Origin of the sequence: Salinispira pacifica (assembly GCF_000507245.1) — a bacterium.
In the GTDB taxonomy this organism is placed as follows: Bacteria; Spirochaetota; Spirochaetia; order DSM-27196; family Salinispiraceae; genus Salinispira; species Salinispira pacifica.
The window spans coordinates 2,166,625-2,181,676 of record NC_023035.1 but is presented as its reverse complement, the minus strand read 5'-3'; the positions used below and the strand labels follow the sequence as shown (position 1 = coordinate 2,181,676).

At 46.0% G+C, this 15,052-nt stretch carries 15 protein-coding genes; 10 read left to right on the top strand and 5 right to left on the bottom strand.

Annotated features, from left to right (window positions below; all coding sequences use genetic code 11):
- The first annotated feature begins 130 nt into the window (after window positions 1–130).
- The 3 genes from ltrA (at window position 131) to L21SP2_RS09665 (ending at window position 3,428) form a co-directional block, all read left to right on the top strand.
- Window positions 131–1,438: a group II intron reverse transcriptase/maturase gene (ltrA, locus tag L21SP2_RS09675; RefSeq protein ID WP_211233422.1), complete on the top strand. Its 1,308-nt coding sequence runs from the start codon at window positions 131–133 to the stop codon at window positions 1,436–1,438.
- A 164-nt stretch (window positions 1,439–1,602) separates the two neighbouring features.
- Window positions 1,603–3,116 (top strand): IS5 family transposase gene (locus tag L21SP2_RS18410; RefSeq protein WP_425277195.1). Its coding sequence is split into 2 segments (ribosomal slippage): window positions 1,603–2,052 and window positions 2,055–3,116, totalling 1,512 coding nucleotides; the frame shifts between segments, so codons are not numbered across the junction.
- Window positions 3,117–3,200: 84 nt separating this feature from the next.
- Complete coding sequence (locus tag L21SP2_RS09665; protein ID WP_024268322.1) at window positions 3,201–3,428, top strand: antitoxin; 228 nt, start codon at window positions 3,201–3,203, stop codon at window positions 3,426–3,428.
- Window positions 3,429–3,641: 213 nt separating this feature from the next.
- Here the strand turns inward: L21SP2_RS09665 and L21SP2_RS09660 are convergent, their stop codons facing one another.
- Complete coding sequence (locus L21SP2_RS09660) at window positions 3,642–5,276, bottom strand: transposase (protein ID WP_024268226.1); 1,635 nt, start codon at window positions 5,274–5,276, stop codon at window positions 3,642–3,644.
- Window positions 5,277–5,354: 78 nt separating this feature from the next.
- Between L21SP2_RS09660 and vapC the strand changes: the two genes are divergently transcribed.
- Window positions 5,355–5,729, top strand: a complete 375-nt coding sequence (gene vapC / locus L21SP2_RS09655; protein WP_041402712.1) for a type II toxin-antitoxin system tRNA(fMet)-specific endonuclease VapC — start codon at window positions 5,355–5,357, stop codon at window positions 5,727–5,729.
- Window positions 5,730–6,016: 287 nt separating this feature from the next.
- Window positions 6,017–6,733: a transposase gene (locus L21SP2_RS09650; RefSeq protein WP_024268320.1), complete on the top strand. Its 717-nt coding sequence runs from the start codon at window positions 6,017–6,019 to the stop codon at window positions 6,731–6,733.
- Here L21SP2_RS09650 and L21SP2_RS09645 read toward each other — a convergent pair.
- A complete protein-coding gene (locus tag L21SP2_RS09645) occupies window positions 6,730–7,884 on the bottom strand; it encodes an IS4 family transposase (protein WP_024268319.1) in 1,155 nt (384 codons plus the stop codon). The two genes, L21SP2_RS09650 and L21SP2_RS09645, sit on opposite strands and share 4 nt — an antisense overlap.
- 122 nt (window positions 7,885–8,006) lie before the next feature.
- Here L21SP2_RS09645 and L21SP2_RS09640 point away from each other — a divergent pair, with 122 nt between their 5' ends.
- The 3 genes from L21SP2_RS09640 (at window position 8,007) to L21SP2_RS19255 (ending at window position 9,849) form a co-directional block, all read left to right on the top strand.
- Window positions 8,007–8,822 carry a transposase gene (locus tag L21SP2_RS09640; protein ID WP_144082985.1) on the top strand — a complete coding sequence of 272 codons (816 nt, stop codon included), beginning with the start codon at window positions 8,007–8,009 and terminating at the stop codon, window positions 8,820–8,822.
- Between the two features lie 505 nt (window positions 8,823–9,327).
- Complete coding sequence (locus L21SP2_RS09635; protein WP_024268316.1) at window positions 9,328–9,606, top strand: CopG family antitoxin; 279 nt, start codon at window positions 9,328–9,330, stop codon at window positions 9,604–9,606.
- A 15-nt stretch (window positions 9,607–9,621) separates the two neighbouring features.
- Window positions 9,622–9,849: a GNAT family N-acetyltransferase gene (locus tag L21SP2_RS19255; RefSeq protein ID WP_425277213.1), complete on the top strand. Its 228-nt coding sequence runs from the start codon at window positions 9,622–9,624 to the stop codon at window positions 9,847–9,849.
- A 52-nt stretch (window positions 9,850–9,901) separates the two neighbouring features.
- Here the strand turns inward: L21SP2_RS19255 and L21SP2_RS09630 are convergent, their stop codons facing one another.
- Complete coding sequence (locus L21SP2_RS09630; protein WP_024268315.1) at window positions 9,902–10,612, bottom strand: metallophosphoesterase family protein; 711 nt, start codon at window positions 10,610–10,612, stop codon at window positions 9,902–9,904.
- Window positions 10,613–10,814: 202 nt separating this feature from the next.
- Between L21SP2_RS09630 and L21SP2_RS09625 the strand changes: the two genes are divergently transcribed.
- Window positions 10,815–12,176: a DEAD/DEAH box helicase gene (locus tag L21SP2_RS09625; RefSeq protein WP_024268314.1), complete on the top strand. Its 1,362-nt coding sequence runs from the start codon at window positions 10,815–10,817 to the stop codon at window positions 12,174–12,176.
- A 55-nt stretch (window positions 12,177–12,231) separates the two neighbouring features.
- Here the strand turns inward: L21SP2_RS09625 and L21SP2_RS17245 are convergent, their stop codons facing one another.
- Window positions 12,232–12,909 carry a phosphotransferase gene (locus L21SP2_RS17245; protein ID WP_024268313.1) on the bottom strand — a complete coding sequence of 226 codons (678 nt, stop codon included), beginning with the start codon at window positions 12,907–12,909 and terminating at the stop codon, window positions 12,232–12,234.
- Window positions 12,910–12,960: 51 nt separating this feature from the next.
- Here L21SP2_RS17245 and L21SP2_RS17240 point away from each other — a divergent pair, with 51 nt between their 5' ends.
- Complete coding sequence (locus L21SP2_RS17240) at window positions 12,961–14,478, top strand: diguanylate cyclase (RefSeq protein ID WP_053335659.1); 1,518 nt, start codon at window positions 12,961–12,963, stop codon at window positions 14,476–14,478.
- A gap of 54 nt (window positions 14,479–14,532) precedes the next feature.
- Here the strand turns inward: L21SP2_RS17240 and L21SP2_RS09610 are convergent, their stop codons facing one another.
- Window positions 14,533–14,976, bottom strand: a complete 444-nt coding sequence (locus L21SP2_RS09610; RefSeq protein WP_144082984.1) for a hypothetical protein — start codon at window positions 14,974–14,976, stop codon at window positions 14,533–14,535.
- Window positions 14,977–15,052: the final 76 nt, after the last annotated feature.

Here is a 15,052-nt window from a genome sequence, read left to right as displayed (position 1 = left end):
TAAGAGGGGACGTAAAGGCGAAGAGTCAAGAAACCTGTATGGGGCATCAGCAGTCGGACAGACTCATAGTAGTGATGAAACCGGTGAAAGTCGGTGGAGCGAAGGGGTTTGGGCATTAAACGTATTTCTTGTGGCCAACACCAGGAACACTGGAGGTTCTGAAAGAGTGGAAAACAGCTATGGGGAGTTGAGGAGGTTGTCGGAGAGTCACGCGAAGATGCAGACGCTCATGCACTATGTCAACAGGGAGAACCTGAAAGCAGAGCATCGGGCGCAGGTCAGAGGAAAAGCCGCAGGCATAGACGGAGCGACGAAGGAGAGCTATGAGTCCGGACTGGAAGAGCATGTGGATGCATTGCTTGGACGGATGAAATCCTTCAGTTACAGACCGCAGGCGGTGAGAAGAACATACATACCCAAGACGGATGGCACGGTACGACCGCTTGGAATTCCGGCGTATGAGGATAAACTGGTACAAGGAATAATGGCGAAGGTGCTGACAGAGATATATGAACCGAGGTTTCTGGACTGTTCCTATGGGTTCAGGCCGAACCGGAATTGTCATGATGTGATACGGGAAATAAACCAGACGATCATGACGAAGAAGATAAATTATATTCTTGATGCCGACATCAAAGGGTTCTTTGACAATGTTGACCATGAATGGCTGGTGAAGTTTCTGGAGAATGATATACAGGACAAGAATTTCATTCGTTATGTAGTAAGATTTCTCAAGGCGGGGATCATGGAGAATGGGAACGTCAGCGACAGTGACAAGGGGACTCCGCAAGGAGGACTTATTTCGCCGGTGCTGGCTAACGTGTATCTTCATTATGTACTCGACTTGTGGTTTGAGAAGGTGGCAAAAAGGCATCTGAGGGGTGAGACATACTTGTACCGATATGCCGATGATTATGTGGTATTATTCCAGTACGAGGATGATGCGAAAAGATTCTACGAGGTGATGCTGAAAAGGCTTGCAAAGTTCAAGCTAACGGTGGCCGAAGAGAAGACAAGGATCATTCCGTTTGGAAGGTACAAAGGAACCAAGGAGACATTTGATTTTCTTGGATTCACCCACGTGAACGCCAGTACAAGGACTGGTAAGTACACAGTCCTGCACCTGACAAGCAAGAAGAAGCTGAAGGCTAAACGCCAGAGCGCAAAACAGTGGATCAGATGGAACATGCATCGACCTGTCATGAAAATTGTCAGAGCACTAAGCCGGAAACTGGTTGGGCACTACAATTACTACGGGGTCAACGGAAATCTGAAAGGACTGTACAAGTTCTACACTTACATCAGATACACACTGTATAAGGTTCTAAGGCGTAGAGGCCAGAAGCACAAGATAATTTGGGAGACATTTGAAAAGATATGGAAATTAATACCAAGACCGAAAATTTGCAAAGACATCTGGCAATGGTCGAATGTTTAGTGCTGGGAGCCGTATGCGTTAGTTGCGCACGTACGGTTCTGGGAGGGGCATGCTCTCGTAACTCTCTTGATGAAGGAAGGCGATAGCATGTCTACTCTACAGTGCACGGTTTTTGCGAAAACCAGGCAAAAACCCTTGCACCTGTTTTCTTGGCGGGAGGGATTATGTATAGAACTGAGGACAAAACGCAGCTTTCATTTGAAGATTTCTATCTGCCATTTGGAGGCAAACTGAACCCCAATAACCGCTGGGTTCAGCTTGCCGATTTAATCCCCTGGGAGGATTTAGAAGCAGAATATGCCTCACAGTTTGCTATCGAAAGCGGGCAAGGCGCTCCGGCGATCCGTTTCCGTACAGCATTGGGTGCCCTGATTATAAAGGAAAAATTAGGAATTACAGATGAGGAAACCGTGGAGCAGATTCGTGAGACGCCTTACCTGCAATATCTCATCGGAATGCAGGGTTACCAGGATGAGGCTCCTTTTGATCCATCAATGCCTGGTCACTCGCTACGCTCGTTGCCCGGCCGTGCATCCGGGATGGTGCATTTCAGAAAGCGAATCAGCATGGACATGATCACTCACGCAAATGAATTGATTATTGCCGAAGAACGTAAAAAAAAACTGAAGATGATACGGAAGCTGAAAAAGAAGAAAATCCTGAGGTAGAAAACAACGGAAAGCTTCTGATTGATGCCACCTGCGTGCCCGGTGATATTCGATATCCCACAGACCTTTCCCTTTTAAATGAGAGCCGGGAAAAACTGGAAACCATCATAGACGTTCTTCACGCAGAACGGGCCAAGGGGGCGACAAAACCCCGAACCTACCGGCAGAGAGCGCGAAAGGATTTTTTGGCGGTGATCAAAAAGAGGAAAGCCAGCAAGAACAAGATTCGCAAGGCAATACGCAAGCAGCTGGGGTACATACGCCGTAATCTCCGGCATATAGAGCAATTAGCGACGGTAGTAGGCTTGAATAGCCTGTCTCGGCAGCAGTACCGGAATATGCTGGTGATCTCGGAAGTCTTTCGCCAGCAGGCACTGATGTATGAATCCAAAGATCATCGAATATCGGGCCGGATTGTGAGTATCTCCCAACCCCATATTCGGCCCATCGTTAGGGGAAAAGCCGGTACCCCGGTTGAGTTCGGCATGAAGATTTCATCCGCCAATATTAACGGGTACATGTTTATCGACCGATTTTCATGGGATCCATACAACGAGTCTGGTGATTTAGACATGCAGGCTGAAAATTACAAACAGAGATATGGCGTGTATCCGGAATCAATACACGCCGATCAGATTTACCGCACCAGGGACAACCGAAATTGGTGCAAGAAACGGGGAATCAGATTATCTGGTCCACCACTGGGTCGTCCACCGAAAGATCGTGGAGAAAATCGGGAACGAAAGAAGCTGGCCCGTCAGGATGAGCTGGATAGAATAGCTGTCGAAGGGACATTCGGTAGAGCAAAACGACGGTACTCAATGGGTCGATTAATGACAAAGCTTTCTGAGACCAGTGAAACGCAGGTGGCCATGGTCATGCTGGTGATGAACCTGGAAAAGATTCGCATGGATCTTTTTTGCGTCTTTATCATAGCTATACGGCGCAGCCGAAAAATTCCGAAGTCTCATTTCCCCGTGGTATTGGGGTATGGTAATATGGCAGCATAGGGTTTTTTCAGGAGGCCCTAAGAAATTGAACTCTCAGCGCAAATAATATATATTGCAATATATACCTTCCAGAGGAGGCGCTTTGTGGATACAGCAAAACTCTTTGTGAATGGGAAAAGCCAGGCGGTTCGCTTACCCAAAGAATATCGATTTTCAGGATCCGATGTATTTATAAAAAAAATTGATGATATCGTAATGCTCATTCCCAAAGATAAAATCTGGAAACTATTTCGAGAATCATTCGATAAATTTTCCTCAGAGCTGGACTTCACTCGTGAAAATGACGCTCCACAGGAACGGGAAACATTGTAGACATGATTTATCTATTCGATACCAATATTTGCATCTATCTAAGACTCCCCTGAAAAAAGCTTGATGGTAAATTCAAAAAAACCCGGAAAAATTGGTCGGGGAATCCAGCCCCATAGGGGGAGATAACCCTATGGGAGGGCCCCCGCCACTTTCTTTACCGGCTATTTATCTGTACCCCCACCCCGAAGGGCTTTCCCTTTCCCCTTTTCGCTTCTAACAGAGTGCATATCCATCCGGAATTGGTTTTGACCCATCTTCGGGAAACAGGTATCCCCTGATTCTGCGAATGTTAACCATCATGGCACTCAAGACCATCATGGTGGTAACCCGATGCCTGCCCCGCACTGGTAGTTTACAGAGATGGCCACCAAAGGGGTGAATAACACTTCGAACGGTACTCTCTATTGATGCCCGCTTATTGGTAATCTCTTTTCCTGTTTCTGCTACCTGCTTCCTGGTGGCGGCAACCCGCAAATCGGTCGCAGTAAAATGAAGAACATAACTTGGTCGCTTTTTCAGCCGCTTTGCCGGGCACTGGTTGACAAAGGGGCAAGCCTGACAGCCGTCGGCAGAAAACCCGGCGGTATAGCGGTCTGCTGCTTTTTTACTTTCCCGCAGCTCCCCGCCCTGGCCATTTGGACAGATGATAGCAGTCACCTTTCCTTCACTGGTTCGAGTGACGGTGAAATCTTCCAGGCCCACTCTCGTCTTCTCTTTTTTCCTTCCCTTGATGGCACTCACGTGCTGGCTTACCTGATATGTTGCTGTTGCCTTGGCTGCCGCCTCTCCCGTATACCCCGCATCGGTATACACTTCATCGATTCCCTCCCGCTCTTTCAGGTTCTCAATATCTTCGGCCAGAAATTGCTGGTCATCGGTTATGTTTGGCGCCACACTTACCCTGCTGATGAGTTGGAGATTATTATCTTCATCGCAAGTTTCCGTGATATTTGCACCATACCCCCGGGAGCTTTCTCTGCTTTTCGTCCTGAAGGTGGCCTCTTCATCATCAGGAGACTGCAAGGTGCTACCACCGAGTTCTTTACTTTCTCGCACAACGATAGATTCCTGTTCAAAACGAAAGTGTTCACCAAAAACCCTGAAGGCCTGCTGGTACGCTTTTTCATCTCCGTGCACGTCTTCAAAACATTCCAGCATAGTCGATAGATCTTTTCCAAGCTGCTCAAGTCGCCCGTCCATCTCGTCCCGTTTCACCCGGCAGCAATAGTGCAGGGAGTCTTCTTTCACATACCTGGCAAACAGCTGCTCATACGCTTTCTGTTCTTCTTCACTGAGCATACGGTAAAAGCGATGGATGATTTCTACCAACAGCTGCAGACGGCTCATCTTGCGGATGTTACTCTGCACCATGGTTGAATCCATCCGCTGTAGGCCGGTTTTTATCTGAAACTGTTTCAATTGCTCGTCGGTTATCTGTTCACTTGCCTTGTGAATCAGATTAACCCTGTGTTCCTCTTCATAGGCACTCACCGCTGAGCGGAAGTTGTAGATAGTACGCAGCTCAAAGTTTCCTTCGTCAAAGTCCTTCAAGCCCAGGGCGTAGCGGAACTTCAGATCAAACATGAAATGATCATAGAGTCGCTCGTCACTTAAGCCGAATCCGGATTTGAGGGTTTCAAAGCCTACCAGAATATTGATAGGCGTGTTGGGCCGTGAATGCTTATCACTGTAGAGAACGGAGAAGACCTCCTCGTTAATCCTGCAGAAATATTCATGGTAGAAAACCTGTGCCCAGGACTGTTCAAGGTGTTTTCTTGCAGTCTCAGGAAGTTGGTCCACCGATGTAAACATTCTCTGCTGCTTATGTCCTTCGTTCTTTCGAAACATCCGCTCCCCCCGATGCGGAATTTTACCCTATCAACAAAATTTTGGGAATTCCCTACCTTTTTTCAGGGGAGTCATCTAATAAAAAATAAATTTCCGGCGATGCTCGACAGAATTGAATCAATCGGAATAGAAAATATTGGAATATCGACAATAACTCTAGCAGAACTTGAATTTGGCATTGCGAACTCAGATCCTGAAAAACTAGAACAAAATAGAAATGCCCTCATGGAATTCCTCATTCCATTTGATATTATCGAATTTTCCAGTACAGATGCATTTGAATACGGGCAAATTAGAACACACTTAAAAAATCAAGGAATACTTATCGGCAATATGGATATGCTCATTGGTGCTCAGGCGCGGGCGAGAGATCTTATACTTGTGACAAATAACGAGAAAGAATTTCAAAGGATCGAGTCACTTGAAATCGAGAATTGGACAATCACAAATTAAGGAAAAGTAAATTCTGATTTTGGTGTTTGATTATCTCGGTAGATAGTTGAATGCTATATAACAAAGAGTTCGAGAATGAATTTTTCTTTGGCATGGATTTTTGCTCACCTTCGGTGGCAAAAACGCATGCCAAGCCTTCGCTTCGCTCAGGCCGAAAAATCATCTCAACTCGTTGTTGAGGCTGTAGAAAAAGTCCTCTTCTAGTACCAGAAAAACCATGGTAAAATTTCATTAGGCGAGCCGGGATTTTGCAATCGCACTGAACCTGCTCATCATGGGAGGGAAAAATGCCCCGGTTCAAGGACTATTCATACGATCAGCAACTGATGCTGCCAATTACACTTTCCAAGCAGATTTTGCCTGGAACCTTTGAATACACCCTTCATGTCCTGTTTAGTGAGAAATTGGATCTCTCAGTCTTTTATGATCGCTTTCAGAATGAGGAAACTGGAGCCCCGGCTTTTGACCCCGCGGTTCTTCTGAAGATCATTCTCTTTGCATACTCACGGGGAATTACCAGCAGCCGAAGAATAGCCCGGTTTTGTGATGAGAATATTGTCTGTATGGCGTTATCTGCGGATACTCATCCGCATTTCACAACCATTGCAGATTTTATTTCGTCTATGGATAAAGAGTGTATTGATCTATTCACTAAGGTTCTGGCCATCTGTTATTCAGAAAATCTCATTGGCAAGGAAATGTTCGCCATCGATGGCTGTAAGATTTCATCTAATTGTTCAAAAGAGTGGAGCGGTACCAAGGCCGACCTCGTGCGGAAAGTTGAGAAGATACGGAAATCAATATCCTTCCTGGTCGGTAAGCATCAGCATGAAGATCTGCACGGCGCGAAAAACAAAGACCTGGAGAAAGAAACTGCTGCAATAGAAAAGCTGAGTGCCAAGGCTGATAAAATCGAGAGCTGGCTGAGTGAACACAATGACCGCATGGGTGCATCGGGCAAAGCGGTGAAGAGTAATATCACTGATCACTGCTGTCCGGTTTAATTTCCAGCCCCCTCAAAAAGCCAAAGATTTGATGAAATAGGGGAAGGTGGAGGCGGATGAAATAATTCGGAGATATCCCGGCGATCCAGAATGGTTAACTTGAGGACCTGCATTATTTTTTGAAACGTCGATTCAATTCCATGTAGTACCTTCATCATCCAAATGAGAACATACACAATTAATGCTATCCAGATTTGACTCCATACTGCATTCTTACTCGTTCCGAAGAAAGTTTTAATTTTCAGATTTTGCTTGATCCATTTAAAGAATAGCTCAACCTGCCAGCGTTCCTTATAAATATCCGCGATCTCATGTGCTGGCAAGTCGAAGTTGTTTGTGAGAAAACGGTATACCTTCCCATGCTCCGGATCTTTATACGTAACCACTCGGATCAGGTCGGGATAGTTTGCTTCGGCACTATCTTGGGTAAACTTCATCCAAGCATCTTCAAGTACCGGCCCATCGGGATTCTTATGGTATACAAGAGTTGTTCTCACCTTGGCATTCTTCTTTAATCTGGTTACGAATGTAACGTCATCTAATTGCAATTTGTGAAATGACTTATAGTTATTATACCCCCGATCAAAAACCATAATATCTCCCTTCTTGCGGGGAAAATCTAAAAGCGTATTCGTCTCATGGAGTTTACCGGTACTCAGCTGTACATAATTTGGTAGTGCGCTGTCACTGTTATAGCTGGCGTGCAGTTTTATTGCCCCCTTTGTTGTACGAAACTGAGCCCAGTCATAGCGCGAGAGGCAGAGGTCGATTGTCGTGGCATCAATGATTTGCAAGGGATTGCGAAAACGGTGGTTCGGCGTATGCATTGTACCTGCCTGACCAAGGAGCTGATAAAATAAATCCTTAAAGATATCACTGCTGCGTTTTGCCAGGGCATCAGCGACAGTGGATTTTTTTACCGGCGCCATGCCGGCATGATAGAGTTTAGCATGCTGGGAGTGCATGGTTGCTATGACTTCATTCAGACTGAATGCCTGTGAAACTTGTGCATAGGTCATTGTTTTAAGAAGAAGATCTGTGGAGAGGGTCCGTATTCCTTTATCTCCATCGTGCAAATCGACAATTTTCTTGAAATCATATCGTGAAATGACGCTATTCAATGTGCCAAGCACCGTGCTATACTTTTTCATGCTAGTAATTTCCTTTTGTGTAATGGTTTAGTGGTAAACACATTATGCACAGATAAAAGGCAAATTACTAGCTTTTTTTATTTAACCGGACAGCAGTGATCACTGATAATGAAAGTGCAAAAATGCTTTCTTCACATGGTGTTATTCAGGGCTACAATGGAATTGCCGCGGTAGATGACAAAAATCAGATAGTCGTGTGGGCCGATGCATATGGTGATATTAATGAAGCCGGCCATTTACCACAGATCCTGCAGGACCTGGAAAAACAGTGCAAGGATGCAGGGATATCTGAAGATATTGTCCACACTGTAGCCATCACCGCAGACTCCGGATTTCACAATGAAGTAAACATGAAATACTGCATAGAGCATGAAATTGATACATACATCCCCGACAATAAATTTCGGTCCCGGGATGTGCGCTTTGAATCGTCAGGAGAGCATAAAAAGAAAACGGCCAACTGGCGACCGGTTCACAGTAAAAAATATTTTGCACCGGAAGACTTTCACTATAACCATAAAAAGCACACAGCCAGCTGTCCTGCCGGGCATCCACTCCGGTTGAATATGAAAAATTATAAAGCAGAAGATGGGAAATACACGGGAGATCGATTCAGAGGGATAGAAAAAGTCTGTCGCGAATGTACTCTTCGAGATAAATGCATTCGAAATCCTCAAACTCCATTTCGTCAGGTAACCTTCTTTCACCGGAGTATTGAAGGTCCGGATTTCCTCAATATGGCTAAAGAGAAATTCGATACGGCCACCTCAAGGACGATGTATTCCAGGCGTATGGGAACCGTGGAACCGGTGTTTGGCCATCTGCGAAGCACCAAAGGACTTAATCATTTCACTTTACGAGGGCTAAAAAAGGTGAGTACCCAATGGCGTTTGTTTTGCCTGGTACACAATATTGGAAAGCTGAAACTATGCTGGTAATGAAAAATGTTCCACATGTAAATGAAGGAAGCAGGGAACGATAGGAAACGGGGTAATGAAAGGATTTAATCATAACAGTCATGGTATTTAGAATTTTGCACTTTCCCAAAAATATTGAACCGGCATAAAATGAAGAGAGGCCGCAGCAGGCTTTTTCTACAGCCTCGTTATGTTGAAATTTCACAGATCCCAGGTAGACTTCGTGCGCACATCGTCATATAATTAATTATAAATTTTGATTTCGATGCCGATAAAAATGAACTGCTTTTTCAAACAAGAGGAGTTACTTTTTATCAGATCATCGAAACAATTGCTGAGAGCGGAGTACTGCTAAATATTCCGCATCCAAATCGAGATCAATATCCGAATCAATGGATGTTTGTGATCGAGCATAATCAATACACATACTGTGTACCCTATGTGATTGATGGCGATACATATTTCTTGAAAACAATTTTTCCGAATCGAAAATATATGTATCTCCTTTCCAACCAGGAGAAGGATAATGGATTCTAAATATTTGGATAATGAAGAAAAAGATTTGATAGAGGCATATGAAAATGCCGACTCTTCGAAATCATTTAAACCTTCAGAAGAAGAGCAAAAGAAATTTAGAACTGCCGCAAAGGAATTTGTCACCTCTGAAAAGAAAATGAATATCCGGATTGATCCGTATGAATTGGAAAAAATCAAGGAAAGAGCTGCGCGCGAAGGATTACGATATCAAACATTCGTAAAAAGCGTATTACACAAATACATTACCGGGCAGTTGGTTGAGAAATAAAATTTTAATGCACCTATAAGGAAAGGCAACAGGATAAGCATCCGTCGAATCCAAAGGGATGATGCGAGCGCGATCTATAATATATTCTCGAAAAGCGAAGTCTGTGATTTCTACGATCTATCCCCGTTTAATGACTTGAGCCAAGCCGTAGACCAAATTGAAGGTTGGCTAAGGAATTATGAGCATGGCCGGCAAGTTAGGTATGCAATTTGCAAAGATGAAGAAGTTATCGGCACATGCTAAGCGGCTACCTTTTACTACCACCATGTGTCAGGTAAATACCAGCACGCTACAGTCAATCGGTATGTGCCAGATTAAAAAAGATATCTATCACTTCGTCTGCTGCCGGAACTCTGCGCTTTTTCAGTTCCGCCCGCAGCTCTGCGGCATCCCAGTTCAGACTGTGTTCCTCACACGAGTAACTGTCACCCTCCGTTTCCAATAACAGCGCCTGTTTACCCAGGCCGTTTTGCATTACGCAGCCGGAAGTACCGAAGCTGATGAAGGGGATTGAATTTATCGTCCGCTGAAACGGGGTGTGAATGTGGCCGAAGATCACCAGCTGTTCACCGTTCGTGCTGAATGATTGCCGCAGATCGTCATGCCGAAGATCAAGGCGTTGGGTAGATATTTGCTGTGTGTGATCAAGGACAAAGTGCTGCAAGAGGATTCCTTCCCCGATTCTGTGAATGTAGGGCATCTCCCTGCAAAGCTGAATCTGGTCAGCCCGGAGCTGTTTGCGAAGCCAATCATTATGCAGAATTTCGTTTTGGCTCATCCTTGCAGCAGGAGGAGGCTCGCTGTAAATGTATTCTTCGTGGTTGCCCTTCAGAAGGCGTACATTATGCTTCGAGAGATAATCCAGAGTTTCGGAAGGCTGAGGGCCTATGGAAACCGAGTCTCCGATGTGAATGATTTCGTCAGCCTGAAGTTCCTTCGCCAGAGCAATTGCAGCGCGGGCGGCGGGCAGATTCCCGTGAATGTCGGATAAAAGCAGGTAGCGCATTTTCCTATGATGTATGGATAAGTCGACTTCATCAAGCTGGTGATACTAATCCGCCGTCGCAATTGCATATGCAGTCGCTTTGTGGTACAAAGGATATCTTCAAGCTGTCAAAATCCGATTTCATACCATTCAGCCGCGATGTATTCATTTAATCATGAAACCTGATAACTGTTTGCAGCCGTAACCTAAGGAGATAGGTATAATGAAATTTCAGAATCTCGGGCTGATGCCTGAATTATGCAAGGCGGTCCGGGAACGGGGGTACAGCGAAGCGACCCCTATTCAGGCTGCCACCATTCCCGCCATTCTTGAAGGGAAAGATGTTCTTGGAGGGGCCCAGACCGGCACCGGCAAAACCGCTGCGTTTGCCCTTCCCATGCTTCAGCGTCTGGGGACGCACAAGTCGGAAGCACCCCGGGCCCTTATTCTCACTCCCACCCGTGAACTTGCGGACCAGGTGGCTGAAAGTTTTATCGCTTACGGAAGTCATCTTGAGCTGAAGGTGCTGAAAATCTACGGGGGCGTTTCCATGAACCCCCAGAAGAAGAGTCTGGCCCGGGGAGTCGATATTATTGTTGCTACGCCGGGACGTCTCAGGGATCATCTGGGACAGAAAACAATTGACCTATCAAAAATAGATATTCTGGTACTTGATGAAGCTGACCGCATGCTGGATATGGGCTTTATAAATGATATCAAGGCAATTCTGAATGAACTGAAAAAACCTGTCCGTCAGACTCTCATGTTTTCCGCCACCTACGGTAAGGATGTTGAAAAGCTTGCATTGAAGATTTTGAATGATCCTGTCCGCGCCGATGTCGCTCCCCGGAACTCTGCAGGCTCTGATGTGCGGCAGATCGCGTATAACGTGGGCAGGGTAAAACGGGTTGATCTCCTTATCCATCTTATTCAAAGCGGAAGCTGGTATCAGGTTCTGGTCTTTGTGCGGACCAAGCATGGTGCAGACCGTCTCGCCAAGAAGCTGAATAAAGCGGATATTCCCAGTATGGCTATCCACGGAGACAAGAAGCAGGGGGCTCGAACACGAGCCCTGGAAAAATTCAAGAAAGGTGATCTGCAGGCACTCATTGCTACAGATATTGCAGCCCGGGGTATCGACCTCACCGATCTGAGCCATGTGGTGAACTTTGATCTTCCACAGCAGGCGGAGGATTATGTGCACCGTATCGGCCGGACCGGCAGGGCCGGAAAATCCGGGGATGCCATTTCCTTTATTACAGAAGAAGACGGGAAAAAGCTGGCGGACATTGAGCATCTCCTGAAATCTTCAATACCCGGAAAAACGGTTCCAGGTTTTGAGCCATTACAAGCTGCGGCTAAGCCCGGGGTAAATGACCGCCGAACAAGCGGTGCAACATCACCGGCGGGGAGGCGGAAAAAGCCGGCAGGCCGGTCGTCCCGGGGGAAAGGACCGGCGGGCAGCGGCGGATCTGCACACAAGGAATCCACACTCGGCGGATCCGGACGAAGGCGCCCAACCAACAACTCCGATGGCGGAAGACAATCAAACCGGGGCAGGGGCAAACCCAACAGAGGACGTTGATTTGATCAGGGTGGTAATCCCGAACACAGTCAATCACCGGTCATTCCGTTATGTGCTAAGCTGCTGCAGTAAGCCATTCTTTCAGCCAGGCTGCCACCGTGTCAAAATCTTCGCCCTGTTCCTGCAGGCTCAGTCCGGAAAGGATGCCATTCCGGGTGAAGCAACGGTTTATTACTGCCAGTTTTTGGGCAATAGTAAATGCCTCCCGCAGCTGCATTTTGCTGCCGTAGTCTTCCCACATTTCCAGGTACAGGTCAGTCAGTCTCATCAGGGCGGGGTCCCGGGAATCCAGCTTCAGATGATAGGAAAGGCTGCGCTTCATTATCAGTAACGAATAAAAGGGATGGGCTATGGATGCTTCTCCCCAGTCGATGAAGTGAATCCCCTTTAGATGTACAAGAATATTTGCATCATGAAAATCGTCATGATGCAGGGTAGCCGGAATGCCCGCCGATGCCAGCTGCCCGGAAAAGGATGACAGAGCTGAACTTTTCCGGTGGGCATGGTTCAGCTGTTCTTTGGTGAGACCTGCCCCCTTGCCGAGGTAACTGTCAAGGAGCATTTCATGCCGGGAGAGAAGGGAGGTGTACAACAGAGGCATGGCTTCCAGCCGCCGGTCCGGTACGCCCTTCTTCAATAATTCAGCGCTGATATCTGCAGATTTGAGCTGAAGCCTGGCATACTGTCGGAGAACTTCATCAAGATGATACAGCTCATCCGGGCACGATTTCATACGCTGGCAGGCCTTCCATTGAGATCTTATAATGGGGTAGGGTAACCATACATGCTGAGAAAATTTCGGATAGTGATCTCGTTGTTGATTCTTTCAATCGTGATCTTCACCACATATAACGCATACGATCTCAGTACGAAGAATAACGAGAATATCTATAACCGTCTGATTCAGGACTTATACCAAGACACTACGGACTTTACCACCTGGCTGGAAAGGAAGAAGGAAATTGTGGATACAGCCCGGGATTTTGTTGATAATTTCAGTATCGATGAGGTGATAGCCCGAAGCACCATGAATCCGTACCTTAATATCAATAATGACGACCAGAACATCTCCCAAATTTACATAGGCCTTGCCAATGGAAATTTCATTACCGGGGGGGAATGGATACCCCCTGAAGATTATGATCCCAGATCCCGGGTCTGGTACAGGGAAGCAGTTCAGGCGGATGAGACGATAATCTCAGATGTCTATATAGACCGGGAAACAGGAGACAGGACTGTAACTATAAGTTCTCCACTGTATATGGAAAACGGCTTCGCTGGGGTAATAGCCGCCGATGTATTCATGGAAGATATCAGCCGCTGGCTTACTGATGAGATAAACCGGAAAAATATATATACATATCTCCTTGATGGCGGAGGAACTGTAATTCTTCATACCCTGCGCTCCGGGATCGTCGGGAGCAATATATACGAGGATGATGAGTTCTATGAAACCTTTTTTGCCAGGAAGCAGACCTTCCTTGATTTTTTCGAAGAGGTGAAGCGCAGCGGTCAGTCAGTTCGGATGGAATATATTGCCAGCGGTAAAAAAACATTGGGTATAATTCAACAGATTGATGATAGCGACTGGTATCTTGCTGTTGCATCATACGAGAATAATGATATACGAAACTTTATTAATATGAACCGTCGTACCATCACTTTCAACGTACTTTCTCTTGTGGTGGTGCTGATTCTCCTCCGGCTTGTTATAAACATCAAAAATGAACTGTTGCAGAAAAATCAGCTCCTCACGCTGGATAACCAACGGGACTTTCTTACGGGCATTTATAATAGAAGGTACTTTAACCTGTACATGGAGCATCTCTGGAAATCCCCTGCTGATGTAACTGTAGTGAGTCTCCTGATGTTGGATATTGATTATTTCAAGGGATATAACGATACCTACGGCCACATTGAAGGAGATGAAGTACTAAAATCCGTTACCCGGGGGATTGAAAACAGTATACGCAGAGAGGATGTGTTCGCCCGTTACGGCGGCGAAGAGTTTACGGTTCTTCTCCAGCAGGTTAAGAAGGAGGACGCTGAAAAGGTTGCAGATAAGATTATTACTGCTGTACGGGAGATGAATGTTGAAAATACTGCGTCACCCCTGGGTCGAATTACCCTCAGTATAGGAGTGGCATCCATTAAACCCGGCACTTCCATGGATGTACGGGAATTCAGCAATGCAGCCGATCAGGAGCTGTATAAAGCGAAGGAAGCCGGCCGGGACAGGGGCTCTGCTTCCAACAGTATTGGCGAGTCCACGGCTTTAAAACCTGTCCTCCATGACGGGTGAAAAAAAGACTGCCCAGAGACGGGCAGTCTGAATAGTGGAAAGACAATACAGGGATTAAAGAGAGAAATCAACTAATTCAAATGTCTTGCCATTGGCGGTAACTGTCAATTCACCGGTTTCGGTATTCAGGAATTCCTCACTTACAGTATAGCTGAGAGTTTTAACAGGCCCACCCTCAAATGTATTTGAAACTTCAAGTGAACCGTCTTCGTTGATTTCATATGTACCAGAAATGAGTGTATACTCCCCGGCTTCTGTTCCATACAGTTCAACAAGATCAACTTCCTCTAATGTAATGGTGCCTGTCTCTTCATCAATTGAAGCTCCCTCAAGAGAGCCTCCAAAACCCAGAGTGAAAAGTGCCGCAACATATGTGCTATAAGAAATACCAAATGCTTCAGACGCCTGCTCTTCGGTTACGGGGTTAAACAGCGCACAACTGCCTACCGAGGCAACAAGGAACACGGCTACAAGAACCATGCTTATCGTTTTGCTCAATTTTATACAAATCTCCTATGTATGTGTTTTTCTTGACAAGATTATAGATGCACCGTCGTATGTTCACAAGTGAAAT

Coding starts and splice junctions, on each gene's coding strand:
- L21SP2_RS09660 (WP_024268226.1), bottom strand. CDS start 5,276: ATGTTTCGAAAGAACGAAGGACATAAGCAGCAGAGAATGTTTACATCG.
- L21SP2_RS09635 (WP_024268316.1), top strand. CDS start 9,328: ATGGATTCTAAATATTTGGATAATGAAGAAAAAGATTTGATAGAGGCA.
- L21SP2_RS09630 (WP_024268315.1), bottom strand. CDS start 10,612: ATGCGCTACCTGCTTTTATCCGACATTCACGGGAATCTGCCCGCCGCC.
- L21SP2_RS17245 (WP_024268313.1), bottom strand. CDS start 12,909: ATGAAATCGTGCCCGGATGAGCTGTATCATCTTGATGAAGTTCTCCGA.
- L21SP2_RS17240 (WP_053335659.1), top strand. CDS start 12,961: ATGCTGAGAAAATTTCGGATAGTGATCTCGTTGTTGATTCTTTCAATC.
- L21SP2_RS09640 (WP_144082985.1), top strand. CDS start 8,007: ATGCTTTCTTCACATGGTGTTATTCAGGGCTACAATGGAATTGCCGCG.
- L21SP2_RS09650 (WP_024268320.1), top strand. CDS start 6,017: ATGCCCCGGTTCAAGGACTATTCATACGATCAGCAACTGATGCTGCCA.
- L21SP2_RS09645 (WP_024268319.1), bottom strand. CDS start 7,884: ATGAAAAAGTATAGCACGGTGCTTGGCACATTGAATAGCGTCATTTCA.
- L21SP2_RS09625 (WP_024268314.1), top strand. CDS start 10,815: ATGAAATTTCAGAATCTCGGGCTGATGCCTGAATTATGCAAGGCGGTC.